The sequence below is a fragment of the Spirosoma sp. KCTC 42546 genome (genome assembly GCF_006965485.1).
Lineage (GTDB): Bacteria > Bacteroidota > Bacteroidia > Cytophagales > Spirosomataceae > Spirosoma.
This window is the reverse complement of the sequence record NZ_CP041360.1, coordinates 2,485,304-2,506,908: the sequence shown is the minus strand read 5'-3', so window position 1 is coordinate 2,506,908 and position 21,605 is coordinate 2,485,304. Positions and strand designations below refer to the sequence as shown.

The window sequence follows — 21,605 nt, the reverse complement described above, 5'->3', positions numbered from 1 at the left end:
TTCCAAAATTAGTTAGTTACTATCCCTTTTACAGGTTAAGTATTCTCTATCGACCTACCTAAGTATTTTCACCTAAAAATACAATTTTATTAGAAGCTTCCCCATAGTTGTGAAAGGCCTTTTGCATTAAATTTATTTACTTAATTTGCAATTAGTTACATTTTAACACTTCGTTAACATGGCTGTAATTTTTCTTATTTTCTTAATTTAAACGCTGTCAACTTTATGAGAAAAGTTCTAATTCTAAGTTGGTTACTTTCGCTCTTTTCCTATCTGCCATTGCTGGCACAGGAAGCGGCTGTAACGGGACGAGTGACATCATCCGATGATGGGTCTGGTCTGCCAGGTGTGAGTGTTGTTGTAAAGGGTACCAGCCGAGGTACAACCACCGATGTAAATGGGAATTACCGGCTCAACGTAGAGCCAAATACTACCCTAACATTCTCATTTGTTGGGTTCAAATCGCAGGACATCGTTGTGGGTAGCCAAAGCACCATCAATGTTGTTTTAGCTGCTGATGCTTCTACGCTAAATGAGGTTGTGGTAACTGGCTTTGGTATTCAGCGTACAGAGCGAGAGATCGGGACATCAATTGCCCGTATTAGTAATGCTCAAATTACTCAGGCAGCGCCAATCAACGTGGCCAACGGATTAACCGGTAAGGTTTCGGGTCTGCAAATCAATACAACCAATAACGGTGTAGGAGCGGGCGTCCGGCTTACCTTACGCGGTAACCGATCCTTTCTCGGTAATAATCAGGCCTTACTGATTGTCGATGGCGTTATATCAGACATCTCTTTTTTAACATCAATTAATCCGAATGATATTGATCAGACTACTGTACTAAAAGGACCGAGCGCAGCCGCTCTCTACGGCTCCGATGCATCGAATGGCGCCCTCATCATTACCACGAAACGAGGCACGCAAAACAACAAGCCACAGATTACCTACACGAACAATACGCAGTTCGAGAGCATTTCCTATATGCCCGGACTACAAACTCAGTTTGGCGCTAATGGTGGTGAAGGCGTTCCGTTTTATGATCGTAACTACGCTCGAACGTACGTGCCTTACGAAAATCAGCAGTTTGGAACCCCGTTCGACGGCTCGATTCAGCCGCTTGGATACGGTGTTCAGATTCGGGATGCGAATGGAAACGTTCGGCTCGATACGCTCAAGATTCCGTATTCAGCCCCGTCAAAAGATCCCCGTAAGGCCTTCTTTAACACCGGTGTTACGCAACAGCATGACATTTCGTACCGCATAGGCGATAACCTCAATTATTTTGGGTTGAGTTTACAGCGTGTAGATCAGAAAGGGGTGGTGCCGAACGATAAGTATCAGCGGACCAACATCAGTATTAAAGGAGGTCGGGCGGTCGATAAGTTTACCGCCAATGCAGGCGTACAGTTTTCGTATCAGAATACGAATACCGAGAATGGCGACTTCAACCAAAACCGCCCTGTGTACTGGAACGTACTGAATCAGCAGCCACAGGCTCCGCTGAATAGTTATCCACTCAACGACATTACCTCTCCCTATGGCGATGTCAATGGCTACTACAACGCTTATTATCCAAATCCTTACTGGCAAATAACGGGTGACAATTCGCGGAAGATTACGGACCTGTATACCATTCAGGGATCGGCCGATGTAGCCTATAAGTTCACAAACTGGTTAAGTGTATTGTACCGGGTTGGCGGTCAGGTATATAATTCGCAACTGAAAGCTCATATTGCCGATGTAACGTTCTCGGATTATGCTACCGGCGATCCCTGGGAAGCGGGCAATATTGCCTCATCGGCAGGTGGTCACACCAATGCCAGTGTACAGGATGCTACTCAGTTAAAAACGCGCTTCACGGGTGACCTGCTCGTTACCCTGAGTCCAACCTTTGGCGATTTTACCACCAAGCTGATTCTTGGCCAACAGACCCGGCAGGAATATTTACGAACCACATACGACTATGCGGGGGCGCTTGTTGTGCCAGGCACGTATAACGTTGCCAACCGATTGGGGAACGCTACGTTAGCTGAATACAGCAGCCAAAGCCGGTTACAGGGTGTATTTGGCGATCTGACACTGGGTTATAAAAATGCGTTGTTCGTGCATGCATCGGGTCGTAATGACTGGACTTCCTTATTGGCTCCCAGCAATCGTTCCTTCTTTTATCCAGCAGTTGATGCATCGGTTGTGCTAACCGAAGTGATTCCAGCCCTAAAAAGCAATACCGTACTCAGTTACGCCAAAATTCGGGGTAGCTTGTCAAAGGTTGGTCAGGTTAACGTTGCTCCGTATCAATTACAGAATGTGTTCAATCCGGGAACAGGATTCCCCTTTGGTAGTCAGGCTGGTTTCGAACAAAGTAATCAGCAGAACGACCCAAACCTGAAGCCTGAGTTCACGAACAGCCGGGAAGTCGGGATAGAATTAGGCTTGTTTGACCGGTTCAATTTCGAAGCTGTATACTATAATACGCTGACGACGAATCAGACCGTTCCGATTGGGATATCGCAGGCAACGGGCTACTCCACGGCATTAATTAACACAGGCACCATGCAAAACCAGGGATTTGAACTGGATTTACGCACCATCCGACCGCTAGTCAATACGGGAGGTTTTACCTGGGATGTTAATGCCAACTTCACGTATCTGGAAAGCAAGGTAACGGACTTGTATCAGGATCTACCCCGCATTAATATTCCTTACGGAACTGACCCCTATCGGCCAACTTTATCGGGCGGAGCCTCGAACGTATATGCGGCCAAAGGGTATGCGTACCCAGCGCTATTTGTCAGCGATATCCAGCGAGTACAATCGACCGATCCGAAAGCCCCTAACTACGATGCAAGTGGGCAATATACTGGCCGACCTGTTGTTGACGCAACGGGCTATCCCCTGCTGGACCCCAACCTTAAATATGCGGGTACAACGCAACCGAAATATCGCTTCGGCCTAACCAATACCTTTAAATTCAAAGGATTGACTCTGGCAGCTGTGGTTGAGTACCGTGGTGGTGCTGTTATCTATAACGCTTTGGGAAATGCGCTCGAATTTACGGGAGCAGGCATCCGGTCGACTTATGCTGGACGGCAAAACTTCGTGTTCCCGAACTCGGTGATTGTAACCAATAACCCAGATGGCATTACTACAGCCAGTATCACCCCAAATACGAATGTGACTACCAAAGATGGTAATCTCGTGTTCTGGACTAATTCTGGCTACCATAATGCTGCCTATAGTTACGTAACAAGTGCCGACTTCTGGAAGCTTCGTGAAGTTGTGCTGAGCTACAACATTCCGAGCAAGATAATGAATTACACCAAATTCATTAAGTCGCTGAACATTGCGCTGACGGGCCGAAACCTGATTATGCTTCGACCTAAAACAAATGTATTCACCGATCCTGAATTTTCGGGTGGCTCAAATGCCAACGATACCAGTAACGCGGTAGGTACCACAACCGAATACCAGACGCCCCCAACTCGGCTTTATGGATTCCGGCTCAGTTTTGGTTTTTAAGAACTTAATTCAGCAAACAACAATGATTTATATAAAACGACTAACAGCTGGCATGCTAGCTGTACTGCTGGCCGTAGTGGCGGGCTGCAAAAGCGACTATCTCGACGTTAATAATAACCCGAACCAGGTAACAGCGGCAACACCACAACTGGTGTTACCCGACGCACTGGCGACAACGGGTTGGTATCTTACGGGCAATGCGCCTAGTGGTGCCGCCGGTAGCTTTTATTTCCTGAATTTGTGGATGGGTTACTGGAACTGGAGTGGTAACTATTCGATTGCTACATCGGATAAAAACTACCAGTTCACCCAAGCGTTCAACAATAGCGTCTGGACAAGCGCTTACCTCAATCTGAAAAACTACAATTATGTAGAGAATCAGGCGGCTACGCTGGGGCAACCACTTTTGCAGGGCATGGCCAAAATCATGAAAGCCCTGCATTTTCAGATTTTGGTCGATACCTACGGCGATGTGCCTTATACATCAGCTTTACAGGGCACGGCTAATATTCTACCTACTTACGACAAAGCACAGGATATTTATGACGACTTGTTCAAGCAGATCGACGCTGCAATAGTTCTGTTGGGCAAAGGTGATGGCACGCTCAATCCGGGACCAAACGATATCATGTTCCAGGGGGATATCAATAAGTGGCTCAAGTTTGCCAACACCCTTAAGTTACGGATGCTGCTTCGTCAATCGGAAAAAACCGACCGCGCTTCGTTCATTCAAACGCAGTTAGCCACTATTAAAGCTTCAGGTTATGGCTTTTTGGGCGCGGGCGAAAATGCAAGTGTAAACCCAGGCTATACGAATTCCCAAAACATGCAGAATCCGTTGTTCGGGGCATTTTACGCGATTAATGGTAATCCAACAACGCTGAACAACCAGTTCAAAGGAAATCTGTACGGAATCACGTTCTATAAAAGTACAAATGACCCTCGGTTGGGTGCCTATTATAGACCCGTTGCGGGTACAACCAACACATTTAATGGCACCTACTTTGGCACTACCGATGTATTGGTAAACAGCCAGGTATCGGATATAGGCCCAGGCGTTTTAACGAGTGTTGACCAACCTTCGCCGATTTTACTATCGCACGAAAGCCTGTTTATGCAGGCAGAAGCCGCACAACGGGGCTGGATTACGGGCGACCCAAAAACCTTGTACCAGTCAGCTATTACGGAGTCATTCATTAACGTAGGCCGTACCGCAGCTGAAGCAGTTGCGTATTACTCTCAAGCGGGTTTGAATGACGTAAACTGGGATGCATCGACTAACAAGATCGAAGCGATTATTACTCAGAAATGGGCTTCGGAAAATAGCACAGCGCCCTTTGAAGCCTGGTCGGATTATCGTCGGCTGGGATTACCCATTACGATTCCAATCTCGCAGGACCCAAGCACCACAGTGAAGCAAATTCCACTTCGGTTGCTTTATCCCACCTCGGAGTATAGCAATAACGCATTTAACGTAGGCGCTCAAGGTACTATCAATCAGTTTACAAGCAAAATATTCTGGGAAAAGTAAGCCACCCAAAACAAGCAAACAACCATGAACAAGTTATTTAGTATTATCGTGGCCGCAAGTTTGGCAGTTGGTCTGACTTCGTGCCTTAAAGACGACGAACACTTTGTCGATTTCGCGGGAGCAGGCTACGTAGCCGAAATTCCCTATGTGGCCAACCGAAGTATTCTTAAAACGGTAACGGTTTCGGCTACCAGCACATCACTTGTAGCTCCAGTCGACATTAATATTGCGTCGCCCAATCCGCCATCGCAGGATGTTCCTGTTACCGTTGCCATTGATCAGGCAGCCCTGACGGCTTACAATACAGCAAATAAAACTTCGTATACGATTCCACCAGCAGCTGCGTTCCAGTTACCCAATCCTATGGTGACGGTGGCAGCCGGTCAGCGCATTGCTACGGTGAACGTCAACGTTGTTGGTACACAGGTACCAGCAACGGGTGGCCCTTATGCGATACCCATTAGCATTACAACCGTACCCAGCAATGTAGTTATTAGTGCTAATTATCATACGCAGATCCTGGTCGTTTCACTAACGAAGTAAAGAGTGATTTTTAACAAAAAAGCCAGTTACGAATTCGTAACTGGCTTTTTTGTTCTCGCTTGGCTACGCCGAGTGAGAACGAAGAACGAAAAGCTTAAGCAACTACCTCGTTAGTAACCGTTGCCGGCTTAGTTTCCCCGGTTAGCTCGGCCAGAAGTTCCTTTACATTCACCGTGGCAAAGCTACTGGCGTAGTCGGCCATGGCATAGGGAATGATCAATTCATCGTTGTTGATAAGCGCCCCACAGCTATAGACCACATTGGGAACATAGCCCTCCCGTTCATTCTCATCAGGGCTAAGGATTGGTTCGGCAGTGCGGCCAATTACCTTGCTGGGGTCGTTAAGGTCGAGGAGAAAAGCGCCAATGGCATACTTCCGCATAGGTCCTACCCCATGGCTCAGCACCAGCCAACCTGCTTCCGTTTCGATGGGTGAACCACAGTTGCCTAACTGTACGTATTCCCAATGGTAGGTCGGCTTGAGCAGTATGTCTTTCGTCTGCCAGAAATACAAATCATCGGAATACATCAGGTAGATATTTTCCCCGTCCTGCCGTGAAATCATAGCATATTTACCATTGACTTTACGTGGAAACAGAGCCATGCCTTTATTAGAGACTTCGGCCCCGTTAAGGGTACTCACACTGAAATGGGTAAAATCTTTGGTTTCCAGCAGTTGCGGAAACGTTACTTTTCCATTATAGGCCGTATAGGTGGCATAGTACGTTATCTGACCATCATCGTCCGTGAACTGTACAAACCGCGCATCCTCAATGCCGTTTGTTTCATTGGGCGAAGTCGGAAAAATGCACCGCTCATCTAAGCTCTGGTCATCCTCAAAGTGAACTTCGTAGTTCGATTTAGCCAGTGCCAACAGTCCGCTCGCAATGGTCTCATATTCTGCATTGTAGCGAAATTGAGCCGATACCCGTTTAATCTGAGCTTCCAGTTCAAGGAGACTAAATTCATCACCGAGACCCGCCATCATTTTTTCCTGAATGCTGTTTTCCAGCCGCAACTCATAGAGTTTACGCTCAAATACAGACCGGTTAAAGACATGATTGGGAACCATATCGGGCGATGTGACATAGCGGGATGGCTTCCGTAACACAATTTTCCCGTTTTCGTCGATATAGCCCATACGGAATGAAATCGACGAGACGTGCCCCTCTCCCGTTGCCCGCAAACTCAAAATGAACCGCTTAAATCCGGGTGGCACATTGGTCTGATCGGGGTGCCAGATCATCGACGGATTGAAAAGTGCAGCCGATTCGAGCGAATATTCCATGGTGAAATACGCCCCTAGCAACAGCTTTCGGTCCTCAGTAAGTGGCTCATCGGTTAATAACTGCGATTTAATCTGGTCAAATCGCTGTAACAAAAACCGTTCGAGTTTATAATGACGCCCACCGAATTCGCGAATCACTTCATCGAGTTTCTGTTCGGCTTCTTCGTCGGTCATGCTGCCAACTCGGGCAATAATTTTCAGGGTACGGGTAGCGCTGCCCAGTTCAAACGGGCGAAACAACACTCGCGTAGGATCGGGCCGCAGAACAATGCCTGTTCGGGTGGCTTTTATACTCATCAGTATCAGTAAGTAAGGTAGTCGAGCGGACAACTCCCCGGTTCGTATAGGAGCAAATATAGTAGCTGTCCAACTGATAAACGGTACAACTGGTTGACAAATTACCCATTCAGTAAAGCGGGCATTTCAACATTCACCGGTTTTGGTTCAGCTCGCTTCTTTTGGGCCAGATGCAATTCTGCCAGGGCGATCAAATAGGATAGGCTGGACTCCGCACCCTGGTTCTGATTGACCCGGTCGATATGCAACCCATCCCGACAACCACCAGTTTGCTGATCATACAACGGCAGACCAAGGTCATTAAAGCCCGTAAACCACTTGAACACCCGGATAGCCGTCCGTTGCCATTCAGCATCGCCCGTTACCTCAAAGGCCGCCAAACAAACGGACACCGTACTCTGTGCTTCGAGTGGTTGCTGATCGAAATAAGCACGAGGTTGACCTTTTGTATAAAATCCATTTGAGCCAATTGGCTGAAAATGGCCATAGGTAGCCGTCTGTAAGTTTATCAACCACCGAAGTGATGTAAGCCCCATTTGGATAAACCGCTCATCGCCAGAACGTAGCAGCGCATGAACCAATACAGCATTGTCGTACGACAACGTGTTTTCAAACCACGGCCATTCTTCTGTGGCGGTTTCGGTGTAACGAAACACCAGCTTATCGAGTAATTGCCGCTGAATGGTTTTAGCCAGCCGATCATCGTTGAATTTCTTCTGATATTCGTGAATACCCAGCAATGAGAACGCCCAGGCACGGGGTGATGTCATTGTAACAACACTCGGCAATACTTTTTCAAAAAGATTCATAGCCCAGCTCACGGTATTCCGATCCGTAGCCCGACCGATACAGGTACCTAATGCCCAGATGGTACGGCCTGTGCTATCGTCGGAACCCACCTCTTCGAGCCAGCGCCGGTCATAACTCATGAAGTTACGGAACCGTCGATAATCGTGTGTATACGCATGATTAATGAACGCACAATAGTTGTCGGCGGTACGGGCCAGTTTAGCGTCGCTTAGTCCAGCCTCCTGCAAAATCTGCGTCAGAATCAGCGCCCGAGCGTTATCGTCGGTGCAATAGCCTTCTTCGTAATAGGGCAGATGATGTCGTGCGTGCTGCACAATACCCGTTGAATCGGTTAAGCGGAACAGGTGATCGAGCCGAAGCGCTGGCAGTTTAAATGCGGCATTACTATGCGCACCCATTGCATACGGCACCTGACTGTTAATGGTACTCATTCGTTCCTGCCGGGCTTGTGTAAATGAATGGGCATACGACTGAATAACCCGTTCCCAGATCATCTCACGGCCCATCATATACGCCTTCTTCCGAATCGAATGCCGCGCCGGTTCGTCAGTCAGCATCGTAATAACCTGATCAGCAATAGCTTCTGAATCACCAAAGGGCACTAGCATTCCTCTGCCTTCGGCCAGCAATTCTTCGGCATGCCAGTAAGGTGTCGAGATCACCGCTTTCCCGCAGCCAAAAGCATAGGATAAGGTCCCCGACGTAATCTGAGCCGGATTCAAATAAGGCGTAATGTAGATATCGGCAGAACCAAGGTATTCGCGCAAATCCTCCAACTCAACAAACTGGTTATAGAATCGGATATGATCCCGAACCCCCAAATCGGCGGCTAATTTTTTCAGGCTATCGCGGTAGGCTTCTCCCTCATGTTTGAGCAGATGAGGATGAGTAGCTCCCAACACCATATACACCACATTGGGGCATTGCTCCACAATACGGGGCAGCGCCCGAATTACATTTTCAATGCCTTTATTGGGCGAAAGCAAGCCGAATGTCAATAGCGTTTGTTTGCCTTCCATGCCAAATTTGTCCTTGTAAAAATGAGGATCAACAAAAGGCATATCAGGAATACCGTGTGGAATAACGTCGATTTTTTCGTCGGGAATCTCGTAGATATTAATCAGAAAATCCCGGCCTTTTTCACTCATACAAATCACCCTTGATGATAAATCGGCAATGCTTTTCAACACCACCAACTGTTCTTCATTGGGGTCTTTCAAAATGGTATGAAAGGTAGTGACCACAGGCATGGTTAGATTACGCAGCAGCGTCAAGATATAACTTCCCGCCGAACCCCCATAAATGCCGTATTCGTGTTGCAGACAAACCACATCGACATCTTTTGAATTTAGAAATTCGGCAGCTTTGCGATACGCGTTCTGATCATGCTGATAAAAATCATAGCGGACTTCTGACGGATAATCATAGCCCTCAAGGGTATCGTTTACTGATATAACTAAAGCATTGGAATTAGGAATAAATGCATTATATGAAGTATAAAGATCCGATGTGAATGTAGCAATGCCGCACTGTCTGGGTAGATAGTCACCGACAAACGCTACATTTTTGGGATTATGCTCCCATACCTTTAACCGCGGTTCGCCTTGATTCGTAATTCCACTATAGTTTACATGAGTTGTCATACCGGTTGAGTTAGTTTATCGTACTGAATGCTATTTAATCTACAACTATAATCGGCTAATGCCCCCTTTTGTTTGGCCTAACAGTATAATTTAATTGCTTAGGAGCCGAATAAGGCAATCGAACAAACTATTATCCAACTAATACTTTATTTTTCCCTATAATCTACAAGATAGCCTATAAAATTTTTAGTCGAAGGCAGGTAGTGAGGAGTTGTAGCAGCTAGAATGCAGACAGCGTCTTTCAGAAGAGTCCCCCCTTACTGTGTACTATAATTGGCATTCCTGTAACGCTAAGTTCCAATCGTACAATAAACTGATGCTTACTAGTTTAGTAAGGCTTTGAAGCTACCGTTTTTGAATCGAACGGTAGGTGCTGTTGTATCCGTCAGTTCAATTTCGAACGTACCCTGGACGGCCTGTTGGCTTGCACTATACCCTGTAATCTGAATCCAACCGATACTAGTTGCCTGAGAGGTGTATGTTTTTATAATGCTGTCTCCACCAAGAAGCAGAAAATAGGAAACACCACCTGCCGCCCCAGCACATGCGTTTAGATCGGAGACCAGATACTTTCCAACAGCCAACGGAATATTGTGAAATACCAGTATTTGAGTGGGTACACAATTGCCTACACAACCGGTTGCGGCTTGCTTTGGGGTAGTATTGGAAAACGGCAAATCGGTGGAGAACTTAACGTCAATTCTATTTTTGGTACAACTGGTTTCGCCAGTTAACCCAATCGTTTTAGAGGCATCAGCGGCCCCATACCAGGTTGAGTCATTCAACGTGGCTGTTACCCGGTATGGTCCATCAATCGTTACTTCTGGCTCGGGGGTAGTTGACGATTGTGAACAGGACAGGTAACCAACAACTAAATAGAAAAACCATTTCGCTATGTTCATAGTACTTCCATTTAATGGGTATAGACTCCCTAACAACAAATGTCGTAAAAAGATGCTTGATCAGTTTCTCTCGTAATCAGGTAGCACGGAATCGTCCTAACAAACAAGTTGCATTGCTTACGGTCCCAAGCGCAACTGGGCCGTTGGACTAATAGTCAAAAGTCCCCCGATACTGTAGTCAACACGTAAGGCTCTGGCTACAAAGCTAGTTGGCACAACTATAGCATGACCTATTTGCACCTGGTCCGTTTGGGAAGGAATATGGTTACATGACCAAACAGTGGGATCGTCCCAGTTACCTACTTTAAGGGTGTACATTGTTGTGCAGGTGTTGACCGTAACGATGGCGGTACCGCTACTACAGCCAATGGATACTTGTTCTACTGTATAGGTGGTGCTAACAGTTGTAGCCACCGTGAAACTAAATGGCGACGCAGGAATACCAGTATAGGTGATAGGCGGACTGCTGCTAGAGTTAACAGTCAGTGAAAAAGGAGCGGCTCCGGTTAAACTGACCATAAGTGTAGCCGTTTGCCCAGCCGTAATAGTAGTTGTTCCAACGAGGCTGGCAACGGGTGCACTACAGGCTGGCTTAACAACCAATACATAATCTTCTGTTTCACCATATGAATAACTTCCGCATGGGTCGGAAGGAACGGTTGAAAAAGCAACCACAACCCGCATGGCGACCGTACTGGCTGTAGTACTGGCCGGTATAGTCAGACTACCCGAAAATGTACTGGCCATATTTACTCCCGGCATTTGATAGAGCCGTTCGTTCGTTTCAAACAAGCCATTATTGTTTAAATCAACCCAAATAGTGCCACCCATTGGGTTAAATGTACCTTTCGTAACAGTAAAGGTGGAGGATTGCCCGGCAGTAACGGTTCCACTAACGGCGGTAAATGATGTATAGTAACTGCTGCTACTGGGCGAACAGCCCGAATTTTGACTTAAGGTTGCGCCGTTTACTGTTACACCCGTTATGTTAATTGCATACGGGCAACCATCATTCGCAAATGAGGGACGGCAATCGGGAGCAACCACTGTAGCTGCTATACTAATACTTCCCGTAGTTGTATTAGATGCTTTAATCCGATAGTAAACCGGGTTTGGGATGTGAACGACCTATCGGTAAACGTAGTGATATTAGGCGCAACTCCACCTATTGGGGCAAATCCTGTTGTGGGCAAAGTGGACCGCTCGATGAAATAGCCCATTTCTGTACTGGAGTTATCCTGCCAGGTAATTACGATGCCACTACCCTGTATAGTGGCTACAACAGTTGAAGGGGCCGCCATGGCTGTTTCCGGAGCATCGAGTGTGTAAGCGGTGTGGTTCTGACGCGTGGCCAGACCAGCCTGAATGCGATCATATTGCCCTGCGGTAAAATCATGTACGCACGGGAAATAATACGACATAAGATTGGTAGGCGAAGGCGTATAGAGATTATTCTGATCGTCAACGAAGGTACACGTATAAGAGGGTGGGCATCCAGATATACAGGCATAATTTGCACCCGCGTACCGCCCATAGGGATCGGCGGGTGTATCACAGACCAAATCGCCGGTGGTTGTGCAGTTGGCCCCGGCGCCACGCGTCACCCGTTCATACCCATAGAATGGCTCATGAGTATGCAACAAGTTAAAGGTATGCCCTAACTCATGGGGTATTAATCGATTACCCATATCGTCATCAGAGCCTTCATCCAGAATGATTGTACGGGTAGAAGCTACCGTATTCGCGGGGAATTGGGCATAACCACCCAGACTAGCGTTGTCAAATTGGTGAACGTAGTACTGGTTTAATGCATTTGTCACATCACGCGGGGCCACGGTAGCATCATCAGCATTCTGACGATACTGAGCATATAAGACATCACTGTCTATATAATCAGGCGTGGTACCTGAAAAATAAAATTGAATGCCATTTCCGTTCTGGAGATAATATTTATTGGTCAGGGCCATCACATTATTCAAACTAGCCATACTGTAGCCCCCTGTACCATCCGATTTTCGGATAATATGTGGTCTGATGGGCACATACGTCAGGGAGACAAAAGAAGGGCCAGAGGCTTGTTTTAAGCGAAGAGCCAGGGCAGCTTCAGCTTCAAGGGCCTGCCGGTCGGCAGGTGAAAGGCTTTCCGTTGCACACTGAAATAAAGGTGGGTTAATCAGCTGAGCTGTTGCGACAAACGGTAGAGCAACTAAACTACTGATCAATAGATAGAAAAATCGACTACCAAATTGGCCAGAACGCTTCGCGTAGATTTTAGGCATAAATAACTGGCTAGCTGGTTAAAAAACTCAAGATACACTATATAATATTCGCTATAGTCGATTTCTACTAAAAGGCGTTTTCGTAATGATCTTATTAATTAGATTACCAATACGTATATACTAAGAGACTTTTGATGAGTTTATACCACAAGATTACCGTATCCAGTTTAAGACAAATCGGCGAAATAGTCAGCCAGATTACTACACCATTCCTTGAATAGGTACGCCCAAAACCCCATTGTGCGCATGAGAAAAAATCTGCTAAAGTGTTTTTGCGTACCTTTCGGACTTACTTTGCGTTAATCAGGAATGATCTGGCACCGTATCTCATCGTACATTTTAAGTAATAGAATAGCCTTAATTGTAGTCGTATTACTCGGTACGGCCTTTATGGGGTATCAGGCCAGTAAGGTCAAACTCTCCTACGAATTAGCTAAAATTCTCCCCGTTACTGACCCCGACTTTCAGCGATATGAAGCCTTCAAATCGCGTTTTGGGCAGGATGGTAGTGTCATGGTGCTGTGTATTGAAACTGATAGCATGTACCAGCTTGGATTCTTCAACAGTTGGTATACGCTGAGTCAGAAAATCCGAAAAATTGAGGGCGTTAAAGATGTCGTGTCGAATGCCAATCTGTTTGGTATTGTCCGCGATGATTCGGCGCACACGTTCCGGATTCGGCCCTTAGTATCACGCCCACTTACAACACAGACAGGGTTGGATAGCCTGCGTGAACGGATTGCCTCGTTGCCCTTCTACCGGGGCCTGGTAAGCGACAGTAGTGGGCGGGCACATCTGATGGCCGTGACATTCGATCAGAAGGTTGTGAATACCAAAAACCGAATTGCATTGGTTCGCCAGGTAGAAGCGGTAGCCGATTCGTTCGGCAGACAGCATACATTATTGGGAACTGACGGGTCGGTGCATATGTCGGGTATGCCGTATATCCGCACGGAATTTTCGGCTAAAGTCAGCAAAGAAATGACCTTGTTTATGGGCCTGGCTTTTCTGGTGACGGGCTTGATTCTGGTTTACTTTTTTCGCTCGCTAACCGTCATGCTGGCAGCTCTGGCCGTTGTGGGTTTGGGTGTCATCTGGAATCTGGGCTACATCGTTTTGTTTGGATACGATATTACCCTCCTAACAGGTCTGCTTCCTCCCCTCATCATTGTCATTGGTGTCCCGAACACTATTTTTCTACTCAATCGCTACCACGAAGAACTTAATCGAAAGCGGAGCCAGCACGAGGCCTTACTTATTGCAACTGAGAAGGTTGGCGAAACCACCTTTTTTGCCAACGTGACTACCAGTATTGGCTTCTTCGTGTTTTATTTCACAGGTAGCCCTCTCCTACTGCAATTCGGGCTGGTGGCGGCATTTGGCATTATGACCACCTATGTCGTCTCGCTGATTCTGATTCCCATTATATTCAGTTATCTACCCGCTCCTTCTCCGAAACAACGCGGGCATTTAGAGCGTCGGCAGGTGAGTGGATTCCTGACGTGGGTCAACCATCTGGTTCATACCCGTCGGACAGCCATATATACGTTCATTGGCATCCTAACAGCCATTGCCATTGTGGGCGCATTACGCATCAATCCAATTGGGTATGTAGTCGATGATTTACCGAAGAACGATCCGATCTATACCGACTTAAAGTTTATTGAAAGCCGGTTCAAGGGCGTCATGCCGTTTGAAGTGAGCATTGATACAAAACGCCCCGGACGTGTACTCACTCCGCAAACACTAACCAAAATCAAGGTACTCGAACGCGAATTCAATACCTATAGTGAATTTACACGACCACTCTCGCTGGTAGAAGCCATCAAGTTTTTTTATCAGTCGTATCGGGGGGGCGATCCAAAATATTTTGCACTGCCCGGTGCGCTTGAACTGAGCCAGTTAGCGAGCTATGTTCCCCAGTTGAAAGGCGCAAAGAATGCCGCCGGAGGGTCTGCCTTTAAGGCGTATATGGATACTACGTTCCAATATACCCGGATTAGTTTCCAGATGCCCGATGTGGGCACAGTTCGCACCACGCAACTGTTGAATGAGCTCCAGCCCAAAGCCGATTCTATATTCAATATCGACCGGGCAACTGGCAAGCGCGTTGCAACTGATGAACAGTATGAAGTGAACATTACAGGCAACAGCGTAGTGTTTACGCGTGGCAATGACTACCTGCTTAAAAACCTTGCTGAGAGTACCGTATTAGCCGTCTTACTGGTTTCGATCATTCTTATTATTCTGCTTCGCGACATTCGCCTGAGCCTGATTGCCATTCTGCCCAGTGTGGTACCCCTGATTGTGACGGCAGGCATTATGGGATTCTGCGGCATTCACCTTAAACCATCCACGATTCTGATTTTCAGTATCGCCTTCGGCATCTCGTCTGATGGAACCATTTATTTCATCACCAAGTACCGGGATGAACTGCGTAATCAGAAGCTTAGCTTGGATCGGGCCATTTCGGAAACGATACGCTATACGGGTATCAGCATGTTTTATACAGCCATGATTCTGTTTGCCGGCTTCGCTATTTTTGCGGCCTCCACGTTTCAGGGGACCGTTGCCTTGGGTATACTGGTATCAATTACCTTATTGATGGGCATGGCCTCTAATCTGATTCTGCTCCCCGCGTTTCTATTGACGGTCGATAAAAAAAGAAAAGGAGTGAAGAGTGAATAATGAAGAATAGAGTTCGGTTTATTCTTCATTATTCACTCTTCACTCTTCACTCTTCTTACGCGTCCTCCAAAAAGGTATCGAAGGAGACAAATTGATTGCCAAATCGGTGCTGAATCCGCTGGCGCAGGGCATCTGCATGAATCTCCTGATAAGTCGTGTAGGACTCCAGAGAGTCAAAATCAAGTTGGATTGAATAGGTCGTACCTCCGTTATCGAGTTCAGTCAGTAACCGTAAAACCCGGTGCCCGACGGGTAGGTTCGTGGCTATGGCGGCTGGCAGAAAGAATCGCTTCATCCAGCGAAGCCAATCCTCTGCGACTTCGTTGGCAACGCTATAGGTAGTATTGTAAAGAATCATAGATAAGACAAACAAGCAATCAACAAGGTAAGTTGGCGGTTTGGTTGTTTCTTTGCTTTCAGAAACCAAATTATCCGTTAAACTGACCAAGTTATGTATTCTGGATTAGTACACGCCCACTCGGGGCTTCGCTGGGTAGCCCTTATTCTGTTACTGGTTGCTGTTATCACCGCCATTGGCAAGTGGCAGGGTCGTAGCGGTTATACCGATGGCAACCGCAAATTATACCTGTTCACCCTAATTTCCATTCACACACAATTGATAATAGGCCTGATTCTTTTGTTCATCAGCCCAAAAGTGAATTTCAGTATGATGAGCGAAAAACTCTACCGTTTCTACAGTGTAGAGCACACTACCGGTATGTTGATTGCGATCATACTTATTACCATTGGCTACTCCCGTTCCAAACGAGCCTCTGATGCTACAACCAAGCAACGTCTGGTAGGCATTTTCTATGGCTTGGGTCTGTTGCTTATTCTGGCTTCCATTCCCTGGCCGTTCCGTATTATTGGCGCAGGCTGGTTCTGAGCCAATCCACAGATGACGTTTTGCCGTGGGTCTATTGTAGTCTATGAACTGCTATAGACCCACACGTATTTTAAGATAACGGTCAGCATTTTCTGGATAGTAAAATAAATAACATAAGATTTATCATAGTAATTAGTTTACGGTCAGTTACTTGTTAACTCTGGCACAAAAAAAGTGGAAAAAAATGTGGAAAATATTCCTCATTGAATAGGTAGTTTGCCCCTATATCGATACTTTTATGCTATGTAACTTGGATTTGACCTACTTCTATGATGAGAAAAATGCTCCTGACAGTAGTTTGTACTGTCTCGTTTGGCATCGTTCAAGCTCAAACCGTACCTACCGTAACAGAGGTACCCACCGTAACTTCAAGCAAGCCAAGTTTCTACGAGCAGATTCCGCTCGTTAATGACGTCATCAACTACGCTAAAGAGCATCTTTCCATTCGCTATCGCTCGGGCGGCACAACCACCCGCGGTTTTGACTGCTCAGGCTTCACGCGTTTCTGCTTCACTAAATTTGGAATTTCGCTTCCCCATTCCAGTGCTGCCCAAGGTAGCGTAGGCGAAGCTGTTGATAAAGAGGCCGCCCAACCTGGTGATCTGATCCTTTTTAAAGGGCACAGCGCAGGAGGCAATCGGATTGGCCATGTCGGTTTAATTACCGAAGTAATTGGCGATCAGGTTAAATTCATTCACTCTGCCTGGAATGGTGGTGTTCGCTACGACTACTTAAACGCCAGCTATTATCAACGACGTTTTATGGGCATCCGGCGCGTTGCTCATTTGCTGGCAGAGAAATAAGTTATTAGTTCCTTTTAGTAAAACGTGAAGTGGGTGGAGTAAGTGTAGTTGGTACATTGTTCGTACTACACTTACTCCACCCACTTCACGTTTTACTAAATCCCTATCTTCAACGTAGTTCCTGCCCCCTGATTTACCGCTTGGGCCAGTTCATCCGCATGGCAGATGATTACCTTCGACACCCCGTTGCCCAATGCGTTAAAGGCATTATCTAATTTTGGAATCATGCCTTTGTTAATTGCCCCAGCCGTCTTATAGTTAGCATAAAGGGCAGGCGTAAGCTCATTGATAACGCTATCGTCATCCGTAGGATCTCTCAATACACCCTTTTTCTCAAAACAATAAATCAGCGTTACATTGTTATGCACGGCCATATCAACAGCGATTGCCGAAGCCATTGTATCGGCATTGGTGTTCAGCAACTCACCAGCAGCGCTATAGGTGATTGGAGCAAACACAGGTGTTAAATCCTGACGCAGAAAAAACTGAATCTGGCCCGAGTCAACCTCTTCAATATCCCCAACCATTCCATAATCAATATCTTTTACCGGGCGTTTTTTGGCCAAAACCGTACCACCGTCGGCACCCGTTAAGCCAATAGCATTAATATCCATTGCCTGGAGCTTAGCCACGATCTGTTTATTAACCAGACCGCCATACACCATGGTTACCACATCGAGCATAGGCTGGTCAGTTATGCGTCGGCCTTCAACCATAGTGGTTTCAATACCAAGTTTATCAGCAACCTGCGTAGCTATCTTTCCCCCTCCATGCACAAGAAGCTTTGAGCCAGACAGACCTGCAAAGGCCGTAAGAAACCGTTTAAGGGCAGTTGGATCGTCAATGACATTTCCGCCAATTTTAATTACTGTAAGGTTATCCATGTTTTTTTGAAACACAGAGAGACAGAGGATTGCACAGAGTAAACAGAGAGAAATAATTTTAAGCTCTGCTTGCTCTGTGCAATCCTCTGTCTCTCTGTGTTAACCTAAATTCGTTAAAATTTCTTTCAAAACTGCCTGCGCCGACCATTCCCGGTTGGCAGCCTGCTCAATGACGAGTGACTGAGGGCTATCGAGCACCGCATCCGATACTTTCAGATTACGTCGGACGGGTAAGCAGTGCATGAATCGGCCGTTGTTTGTCAGGTTTAGGTCGTCCATTGTTACCGCCCAGGATGGGTCCTGTGTGAGTACCTGCCCGTAATGCGTATACGATGACCAGTTTTTCCCATAAATGAAGTCAGCTCCTTCAAACGCTTCACTCTGGTTGTACGTTACGCGGGCATTCCCAACAAACTCAGGAGCTAGCTCATAGCCTTCTGGGTGTGTAATGACAAACTCGACGTTGCGGGCATTCATCCATTCAGCAAACGAGTTAGCTACGGCTTGCGGCAACGGTTTGAAATGCGGCAACCAGGTCAGCACCACCTTCGGACGAGCGGGTATAAGTGAAGACTTCTGTTTCGCTTCTTCAATAGTGATACAGTCGGCGAGCGATTGTAAAGGGTGGCGCGTAGCCGATTCCAGGTTTACGATAGGCACTTTGGCATATTTCGCGAACTGATGCATCACCTGCTCCCGATAGTCTTTATCCCGATCTTTAAGTTCAGCAAAAGCCCGAATCCCGATGATGTTGCAATAGCGTCCCATTACAGCGGCTGCTTCGCGAACGTGCTCAGCTTTATCGCCATTCATCAGTACGCCTTCTTCCATTTCCAGCCCCCAGCTATCCTGACCTACGTTCATGGTCATTACATTCATGCCAAGGTTTTGGGCCGCCTTCTGAGTGCTCATCCGCGTCCGCAGACTGGAGTTAAAGAAAATCAGGCCAATAGTTTTATTCTTACCGAGCAGTTGATCGGCAAAAGGATTGGCTTTGGCATCGAGGCCAGACTGGATAAGTGCGTCAATATTGCTGACGTCGGCAAGGGAGAGAAAATTGGTCATTTATTTTTTAAACACAGAGAAACGGAGATTAACACGGAGAAAACGGAGGTCAATATCCATTAACCACTCGCTTAAGGCCATTTTTTAGTAGTGTAACATTAAAATTTATTAGAAGACCAAATCTGCAATTAGATAATCGTAGATACGTCATAATCTGAGCAAGATGAACATCCGTTAGCGTTTCAACTGCTTTTAATTCAACAACTATTCTATGTTCAACCAGTAAGTCTATTCGATAACCAGTATCCAGTTTTATTTCGTCGTAAACGATTGGCATAGCTTTTTGCCGCTCAAAAAACATACGAGCTTTATCCATTTCATAGGCTATGCATTCTTCGTAGGCTGACTCTAATAATCCAGGCCCCAAACGACGGTGTACATTCATTGCACAGCCAATAATAGACTCTGTTATCTGGTTATCATTCATATTCCTCTGTACGCTCTGTTATGCCTCAGTTTTCTCTGTGTTTAGGCATTTCTCCAGCGCTTCCAGGAACATATCCGCTTCATCCACACCAATAGCCAGTGATGGCAGCAAGCGAATGATGGTCTTACCGGCCACCCCCGTAAATTGCTTGTGTTCGAACAACAGCGTTTTTCGTAGCGAATCAACGGGGAAATCATATTCAATCCCAATCATCAGCCCCCGGCCACGTAACTCCTTGTAGCCACCAATCTGCCGAATACCCTCCATGAAATAGTTGCCCATTCGGGTCGCATTTTCCAGGAGCCCTTCTTCCTTCATGATGTCTAACACAGCAATACCGGCTGTACAAGCTAAATGATTCCCACCAAACGTAGTACCTAACAGCCCGTAACTGGCTTTAAACTTGGGCGAGATCAAAATACCCCCTATTGGGAAACCATTGCCCATTCCCTTGGCCATCGAAATAATATCGGCTTCGATGCCGCTGAATTGGTGCGAAAAGAACTTGCCCGACCGACCATAGCCACACTGAACACCATCCAGAATAAGTACGGCACCCGTTTCATCGCACCGCTGACGCAACGCTTGTAAAAACTCATCCGTGGCTACCTGAATTCCGCCAACACCCTGAATACCCTCCACAATGACCGCACAGGTATCGGACGTAATGCCCGCTTTGGCTGCTTCGGCATTATTGTACGGCAAAAAGCTAACGTGCTGGTTGTAATTGACCGGAGCAACAATAGCCGGATTATCGGTAACGGCAACAGCCCCCGCCGTACGACCATGAAACGACTTCGTGAAGGCAACTACCTTTGTCCGTCCATTATGGAACGATGCCAGTTTGAGTGCATTTTCGTTAGCCTCTGCCCCCGAATTGCACAGAAACAAGGCATAGTCCGGGTGCCCAGACAGATCGCCCAGTTTATCGGCTAATTCCTGTTGCTGCGGAATCCGGACGGAGTTCGAGTAAAACGAAATTTTGTGCAGTTGATCGGTCAGCGCCTGTACATACCGAGGATGTGTATGTCCAACCGAGATTACGGCATGACCACCGTAGAGATCTAAATACCGGGTGCCATTGACATCCCAAAGGTAGCTACCCTGCGCGCGAACAGGTTCAATATCGTATAACGGATAAACGTTAAAAAGCTCTGCCATTCTTTTGATGCTTAAATACCCTGAGTCATTTCGTTCAATCAGGGCCTGACCATAAACGAGTTGCAAGTTTACGGATAATCGGTTTAAAATGGGCTTAAAACACAAAAAGGGAGCCCGTAGACTCCCTCATTTTTATGATTTGTTGCTGTACGCTCAGAGTCGATCCAAAAACGACCGAAGGACACGGACAGATTCAGCTGGCTGCTCAATCATACTCAAATGGCCAGCCTGCTCAATAGTTGCTACACGGATACGATCCGACAAACTGGCTAACTGAGCCGTTTTTTCATAGGGTATCAGTTGATCCTCCCGACCAAGAACGAGTAAAATCGGAAATTTGGCATCCCGTAACACCTGTGTTCGGTCGGGGCGGCTGGCAATAGCCGATATACCGGCAATCAATGCATCGGCCGGTAAGCTCAGAAATTGCTCAACCAATACCCGCGTTTTTTCTGGCGGATAATCGGGTGCCACCATCTTAGGCAACTGCTTCTGAATAAAAGGAGCCGTACCCTGTGTTTTCAGACCCTCAATCGCCTGTTGACGCGCTTCCTTCCGGGCATCATCGTCGGCAGTGGCGGTGGAGTGATATAAAACAAGTCCCTGTACCAGTTCGGGATGTTGCTCGGCAAAGGCCAGTGCCATATAACCACCCATCGAATGGCCCACCAGCACTACTTTTTCAACCTGTAATGTCCTGATATGCCCATACAGATCCTCCGCATAGGCTTCAATAGTCAGATGATTGGTTACTCTGGAGAAATCAGGCTTGAGTACTGGAACATCCAAAATCAGATCGGCGTAGACGCTATCCCAAATGGAAGCATCTACGCCGTGACCGTGGATGAGACAAATTGACGATGATTGGCTCATTCC

At 46.8% G+C, this 21,605-nt stretch carries 17 protein-coding genes; 6 read left to right on the top strand and 11 right to left on the bottom strand.

The window, feature by feature from the left end; genetic code table 11:
- Positions 1–225 precede the first annotated feature (225 nt).
- From EXU85_RS10100 to EXU85_RS10090, 3 genes are read left to right on the top strand one after another with little or no spacing between them, the layout of a single operon-like run.
- The gene (locus EXU85_RS10100) at positions 226–3,522 is read left to right on the top strand and encodes a SusC/RagA family TonB-linked outer membrane protein (RefSeq protein ID WP_142771963.1); all 3,297 of its coding nucleotides are present in this window, start codon (positions 226–228) and stop codon (positions 3,520–3,522) included.
- A gap of 22 nt (positions 3,523–3,544) precedes the next feature.
- Entirely contained in the window at positions 3,545–5,053 is a 1,509-nt protein-coding gene (locus EXU85_RS10095; RefSeq protein WP_246859494.1) for a SusD/RagB family nutrient-binding outer membrane lipoprotein, read from the top strand.
- Positions 5,054–5,077: 24 nt separating this feature from the next.
- Positions 5,078–5,596, top strand: coding sequence for a DUF1735 domain-containing protein (locus tag EXU85_RS10090; RefSeq protein WP_142771962.1), 519 nt, complete (start codon positions 5,078–5,080; stop codon positions 5,594–5,596).
- 94 nt (positions 5,597–5,690) lie between these two features.
- Here the strand turns inward: EXU85_RS10090 and EXU85_RS10085 are convergent, their stop codons facing one another.
- The 5 genes from EXU85_RS10085 to EXU85_RS10065 form a co-directional block, all read right to left on the bottom strand.
- Entirely contained in the window at positions 5,691–7,181 is a 1,491-nt protein-coding gene (locus EXU85_RS10085) for a glycoside hydrolase family 130 protein (protein ID WP_142771961.1), read from the bottom strand.
- 101 nt (positions 7,182–7,282) lie between these two features.
- Positions 7,283–9,634, bottom strand: coding sequence for a glycosyltransferase family 4 protein (locus tag EXU85_RS10080; RefSeq protein ID WP_142771960.1), 2,352 nt, complete (start codon positions 9,632–9,634; stop codon positions 7,283–7,285).
- A gap of 323 nt (positions 9,635–9,957) precedes the next feature.
- Positions 9,958–10,536 (bottom strand): hypothetical protein, encoded by a 579-nt coding sequence (locus EXU85_RS10075; protein WP_142771959.1) that lies wholly within the window; start codon positions 10,534–10,536, stop codon positions 9,958–9,960.
- Positions 10,537–10,653: 117 nt separating this feature from the next.
- Positions 10,654–11,583, bottom strand: coding sequence for a GEVED domain-containing protein (locus EXU85_RS10070; protein WP_142771958.1), 930 nt, complete (start codon positions 11,581–11,583; stop codon positions 10,654–10,656).
- 8 nt (positions 11,584–11,591) lie between these two features.
- Positions 11,592–12,815, bottom strand: coding sequence for a hypothetical protein (locus EXU85_RS10065; protein ID WP_142771957.1), 1,224 nt, complete (start codon positions 12,813–12,815; stop codon positions 11,592–11,594).
- Positions 12,816–13,124: 309 nt separating this feature from the next.
- On the opposite strand from EXU85_RS10065, the gene EXU85_RS10060 reads away from it, so the two are divergent.
- Positions 13,125–15,503, top strand: a complete 2,379-nt coding sequence (locus EXU85_RS10060) for an RND family transporter (protein ID WP_142771956.1) — start codon at positions 13,125–13,127, stop codon at positions 15,501–15,503.
- A 55-nt stretch (positions 15,504–15,558) separates the two neighbouring features.
- Here EXU85_RS10060 and EXU85_RS10055 read toward each other — a convergent pair whose 3' ends face one another.
- Positions 15,559–15,861 carry a DUF4286 family protein gene (locus tag EXU85_RS10055; protein ID WP_142771955.1) on the bottom strand — a complete coding sequence of 101 codons (303 nt, stop codon included), beginning with the start codon at positions 15,859–15,861 and terminating at the stop codon, positions 15,559–15,561.
- A gap of 93 nt (positions 15,862–15,954) precedes the next feature.
- On the opposite strand from EXU85_RS10055, the gene EXU85_RS10050 reads away from it, so the two are divergent.
- Together EXU85_RS10050 and EXU85_RS10045 are read left to right on the top strand one after the other, a co-directional pair.
- Entirely contained in the window at positions 15,955–16,389 is a 435-nt protein-coding gene (locus EXU85_RS10050; protein WP_142771954.1) for a cytochrome B, read from the top strand.
- Between the two features lie 269 nt (positions 16,390–16,658).
- Complete coding sequence (locus tag EXU85_RS10045) at positions 16,659–17,192, top strand: C40 family peptidase (protein ID WP_246859493.1); 534 nt, start codon at positions 16,659–16,661, stop codon at positions 17,190–17,192.
- A gap of 95 nt (positions 17,193–17,287) precedes the next feature.
- On the opposite strand, the gene argB is transcribed toward EXU85_RS10045, so the two are convergent.
- From argB to EXU85_RS10020, 5 genes are all read right to left on the bottom strand, one after another.
- Positions 17,288–18,076 (bottom strand): acetylglutamate kinase, encoded by a 789-nt coding sequence (argB, locus tag EXU85_RS10040; RefSeq protein WP_142771953.1) that lies wholly within the window; start codon positions 18,074–18,076, stop codon positions 17,288–17,290.
- Positions 18,077–18,175: 99 nt separating this feature from the next.
- Positions 18,176–19,141 carry an N-acetylornithine carbamoyltransferase gene (locus tag EXU85_RS10035; protein WP_142771952.1) on the bottom strand — a complete coding sequence of 322 codons (966 nt, stop codon included), beginning with the start codon at positions 19,139–19,141 and terminating at the stop codon, positions 18,176–18,178.
- 49 nt (positions 19,142–19,190) lie between these two features.
- The gene (locus EXU85_RS10030) at positions 19,191–19,568 is read right to left on the bottom strand and encodes a GxxExxY protein (RefSeq protein WP_142771951.1); all 378 of its coding nucleotides are present in this window, start codon (positions 19,566–19,568) and stop codon (positions 19,191–19,193) included.
- Between the two features lie 18 nt (positions 19,569–19,586).
- Positions 19,587–20,729, bottom strand: a complete 1,143-nt coding sequence (locus EXU85_RS10025) for an aspartate aminotransferase family protein (RefSeq protein ID WP_142771950.1) — start codon at positions 20,727–20,729, stop codon at positions 19,587–19,589.
- A gap of 153 nt (positions 20,730–20,882) precedes the next feature.
- Complete coding sequence (locus EXU85_RS10020; RefSeq protein ID WP_142771949.1) at positions 20,883–21,602, bottom strand: alpha/beta fold hydrolase; 720 nt, start codon at positions 21,600–21,602, stop codon at positions 20,883–20,885.
- Positions 21,603–21,605 lie beyond the last annotated feature (3 nt).

Coding starts and splice junctions, on each gene's coding strand:
- EXU85_RS10100 (WP_142771963.1), top strand. CDS start 226: ATGAGAAAAGTTCTAATTCTAAGTTGGTTACTTTCGCTCTTTTCCTAT.
- EXU85_RS10095 (WP_246859494.1), top strand. CDS start 3,545: ATGATTTATATAAAACGACTAACAGCTGGCATGCTAGCTGTACTGCTG.
- EXU85_RS10090 (WP_142771962.1), top strand. CDS start 5,078: ATGAACAAGTTATTTAGTATTATCGTGGCCGCAAGTTTGGCAGTTGGT.
- EXU85_RS10085 (WP_142771961.1), bottom strand. CDS start 7,181: ATGAGTATAAAAGCCACCCGAACAGGCATTGTTCTGCGGCCCGATCCT.
- EXU85_RS10080 (WP_142771960.1), bottom strand. CDS start 9,634: ATGACAACTCATGTAAACTATAGTGGAATTACGAATCAAGGCGAACCG.
- EXU85_RS10075 (WP_142771959.1), bottom strand. CDS start 10,536: ATGAACATAGCGAAATGGTTTTTCTATTTAGTTGTTGGTTACCTGTCC.
- EXU85_RS10065 (WP_142771957.1), bottom strand. CDS start 12,815: ATGCCTAAAATCTACGCGAAGCGTTCTGGCCAATTTGGTAGTCGATTT.
- EXU85_RS10060 (WP_142771956.1), top strand. CDS start 13,125: ATGATCTGGCACCGTATCTCATCGTACATTTTAAGTAATAGAATAGCC.
- EXU85_RS10055 (WP_142771955.1), bottom strand. CDS start 15,861: ATGATTCTTTACAATACTACCTATAGCGTTGCCAACGAAGTCGCAGAG.
- EXU85_RS10050 (WP_142771954.1), top strand. CDS start 15,955: ATGTATTCTGGATTAGTACACGCCCACTCGGGGCTTCGCTGGGTAGCC.
- EXU85_RS10045 (WP_246859493.1), top strand. CDS start 16,659: ATGATGAGAAAAATGCTCCTGACAGTAGTTTGTACTGTCTCGTTTGGC.
- argB (WP_142771953.1), bottom strand. CDS start 18,076: ATGGATAACCTTACAGTAATTAAAATTGGCGGAAATGTCATTGACGAT.
- EXU85_RS10035 (WP_142771952.1), bottom strand. CDS start 19,141: ATGACCAATTTTCTCTCCCTTGCCGACGTCAGCAATATTGACGCACTT.
- EXU85_RS10030 (WP_142771951.1), bottom strand. CDS start 19,568: ATGAATGATAACCAGATAACAGAGTCTATTATTGGCTGTGCAATGAAT.
- EXU85_RS10025 (WP_142771950.1), bottom strand. CDS start 20,729: ATGGCAGAGCTTTTTAACGTTTATCCGTTATACGATATTGAACCTGTT.
- EXU85_RS10020 (WP_142771949.1), bottom strand. CDS start 21,602: ATGAGCCAATCATCGTCAATTTGTCTCATCCACGGTCACGGCGTAGAT.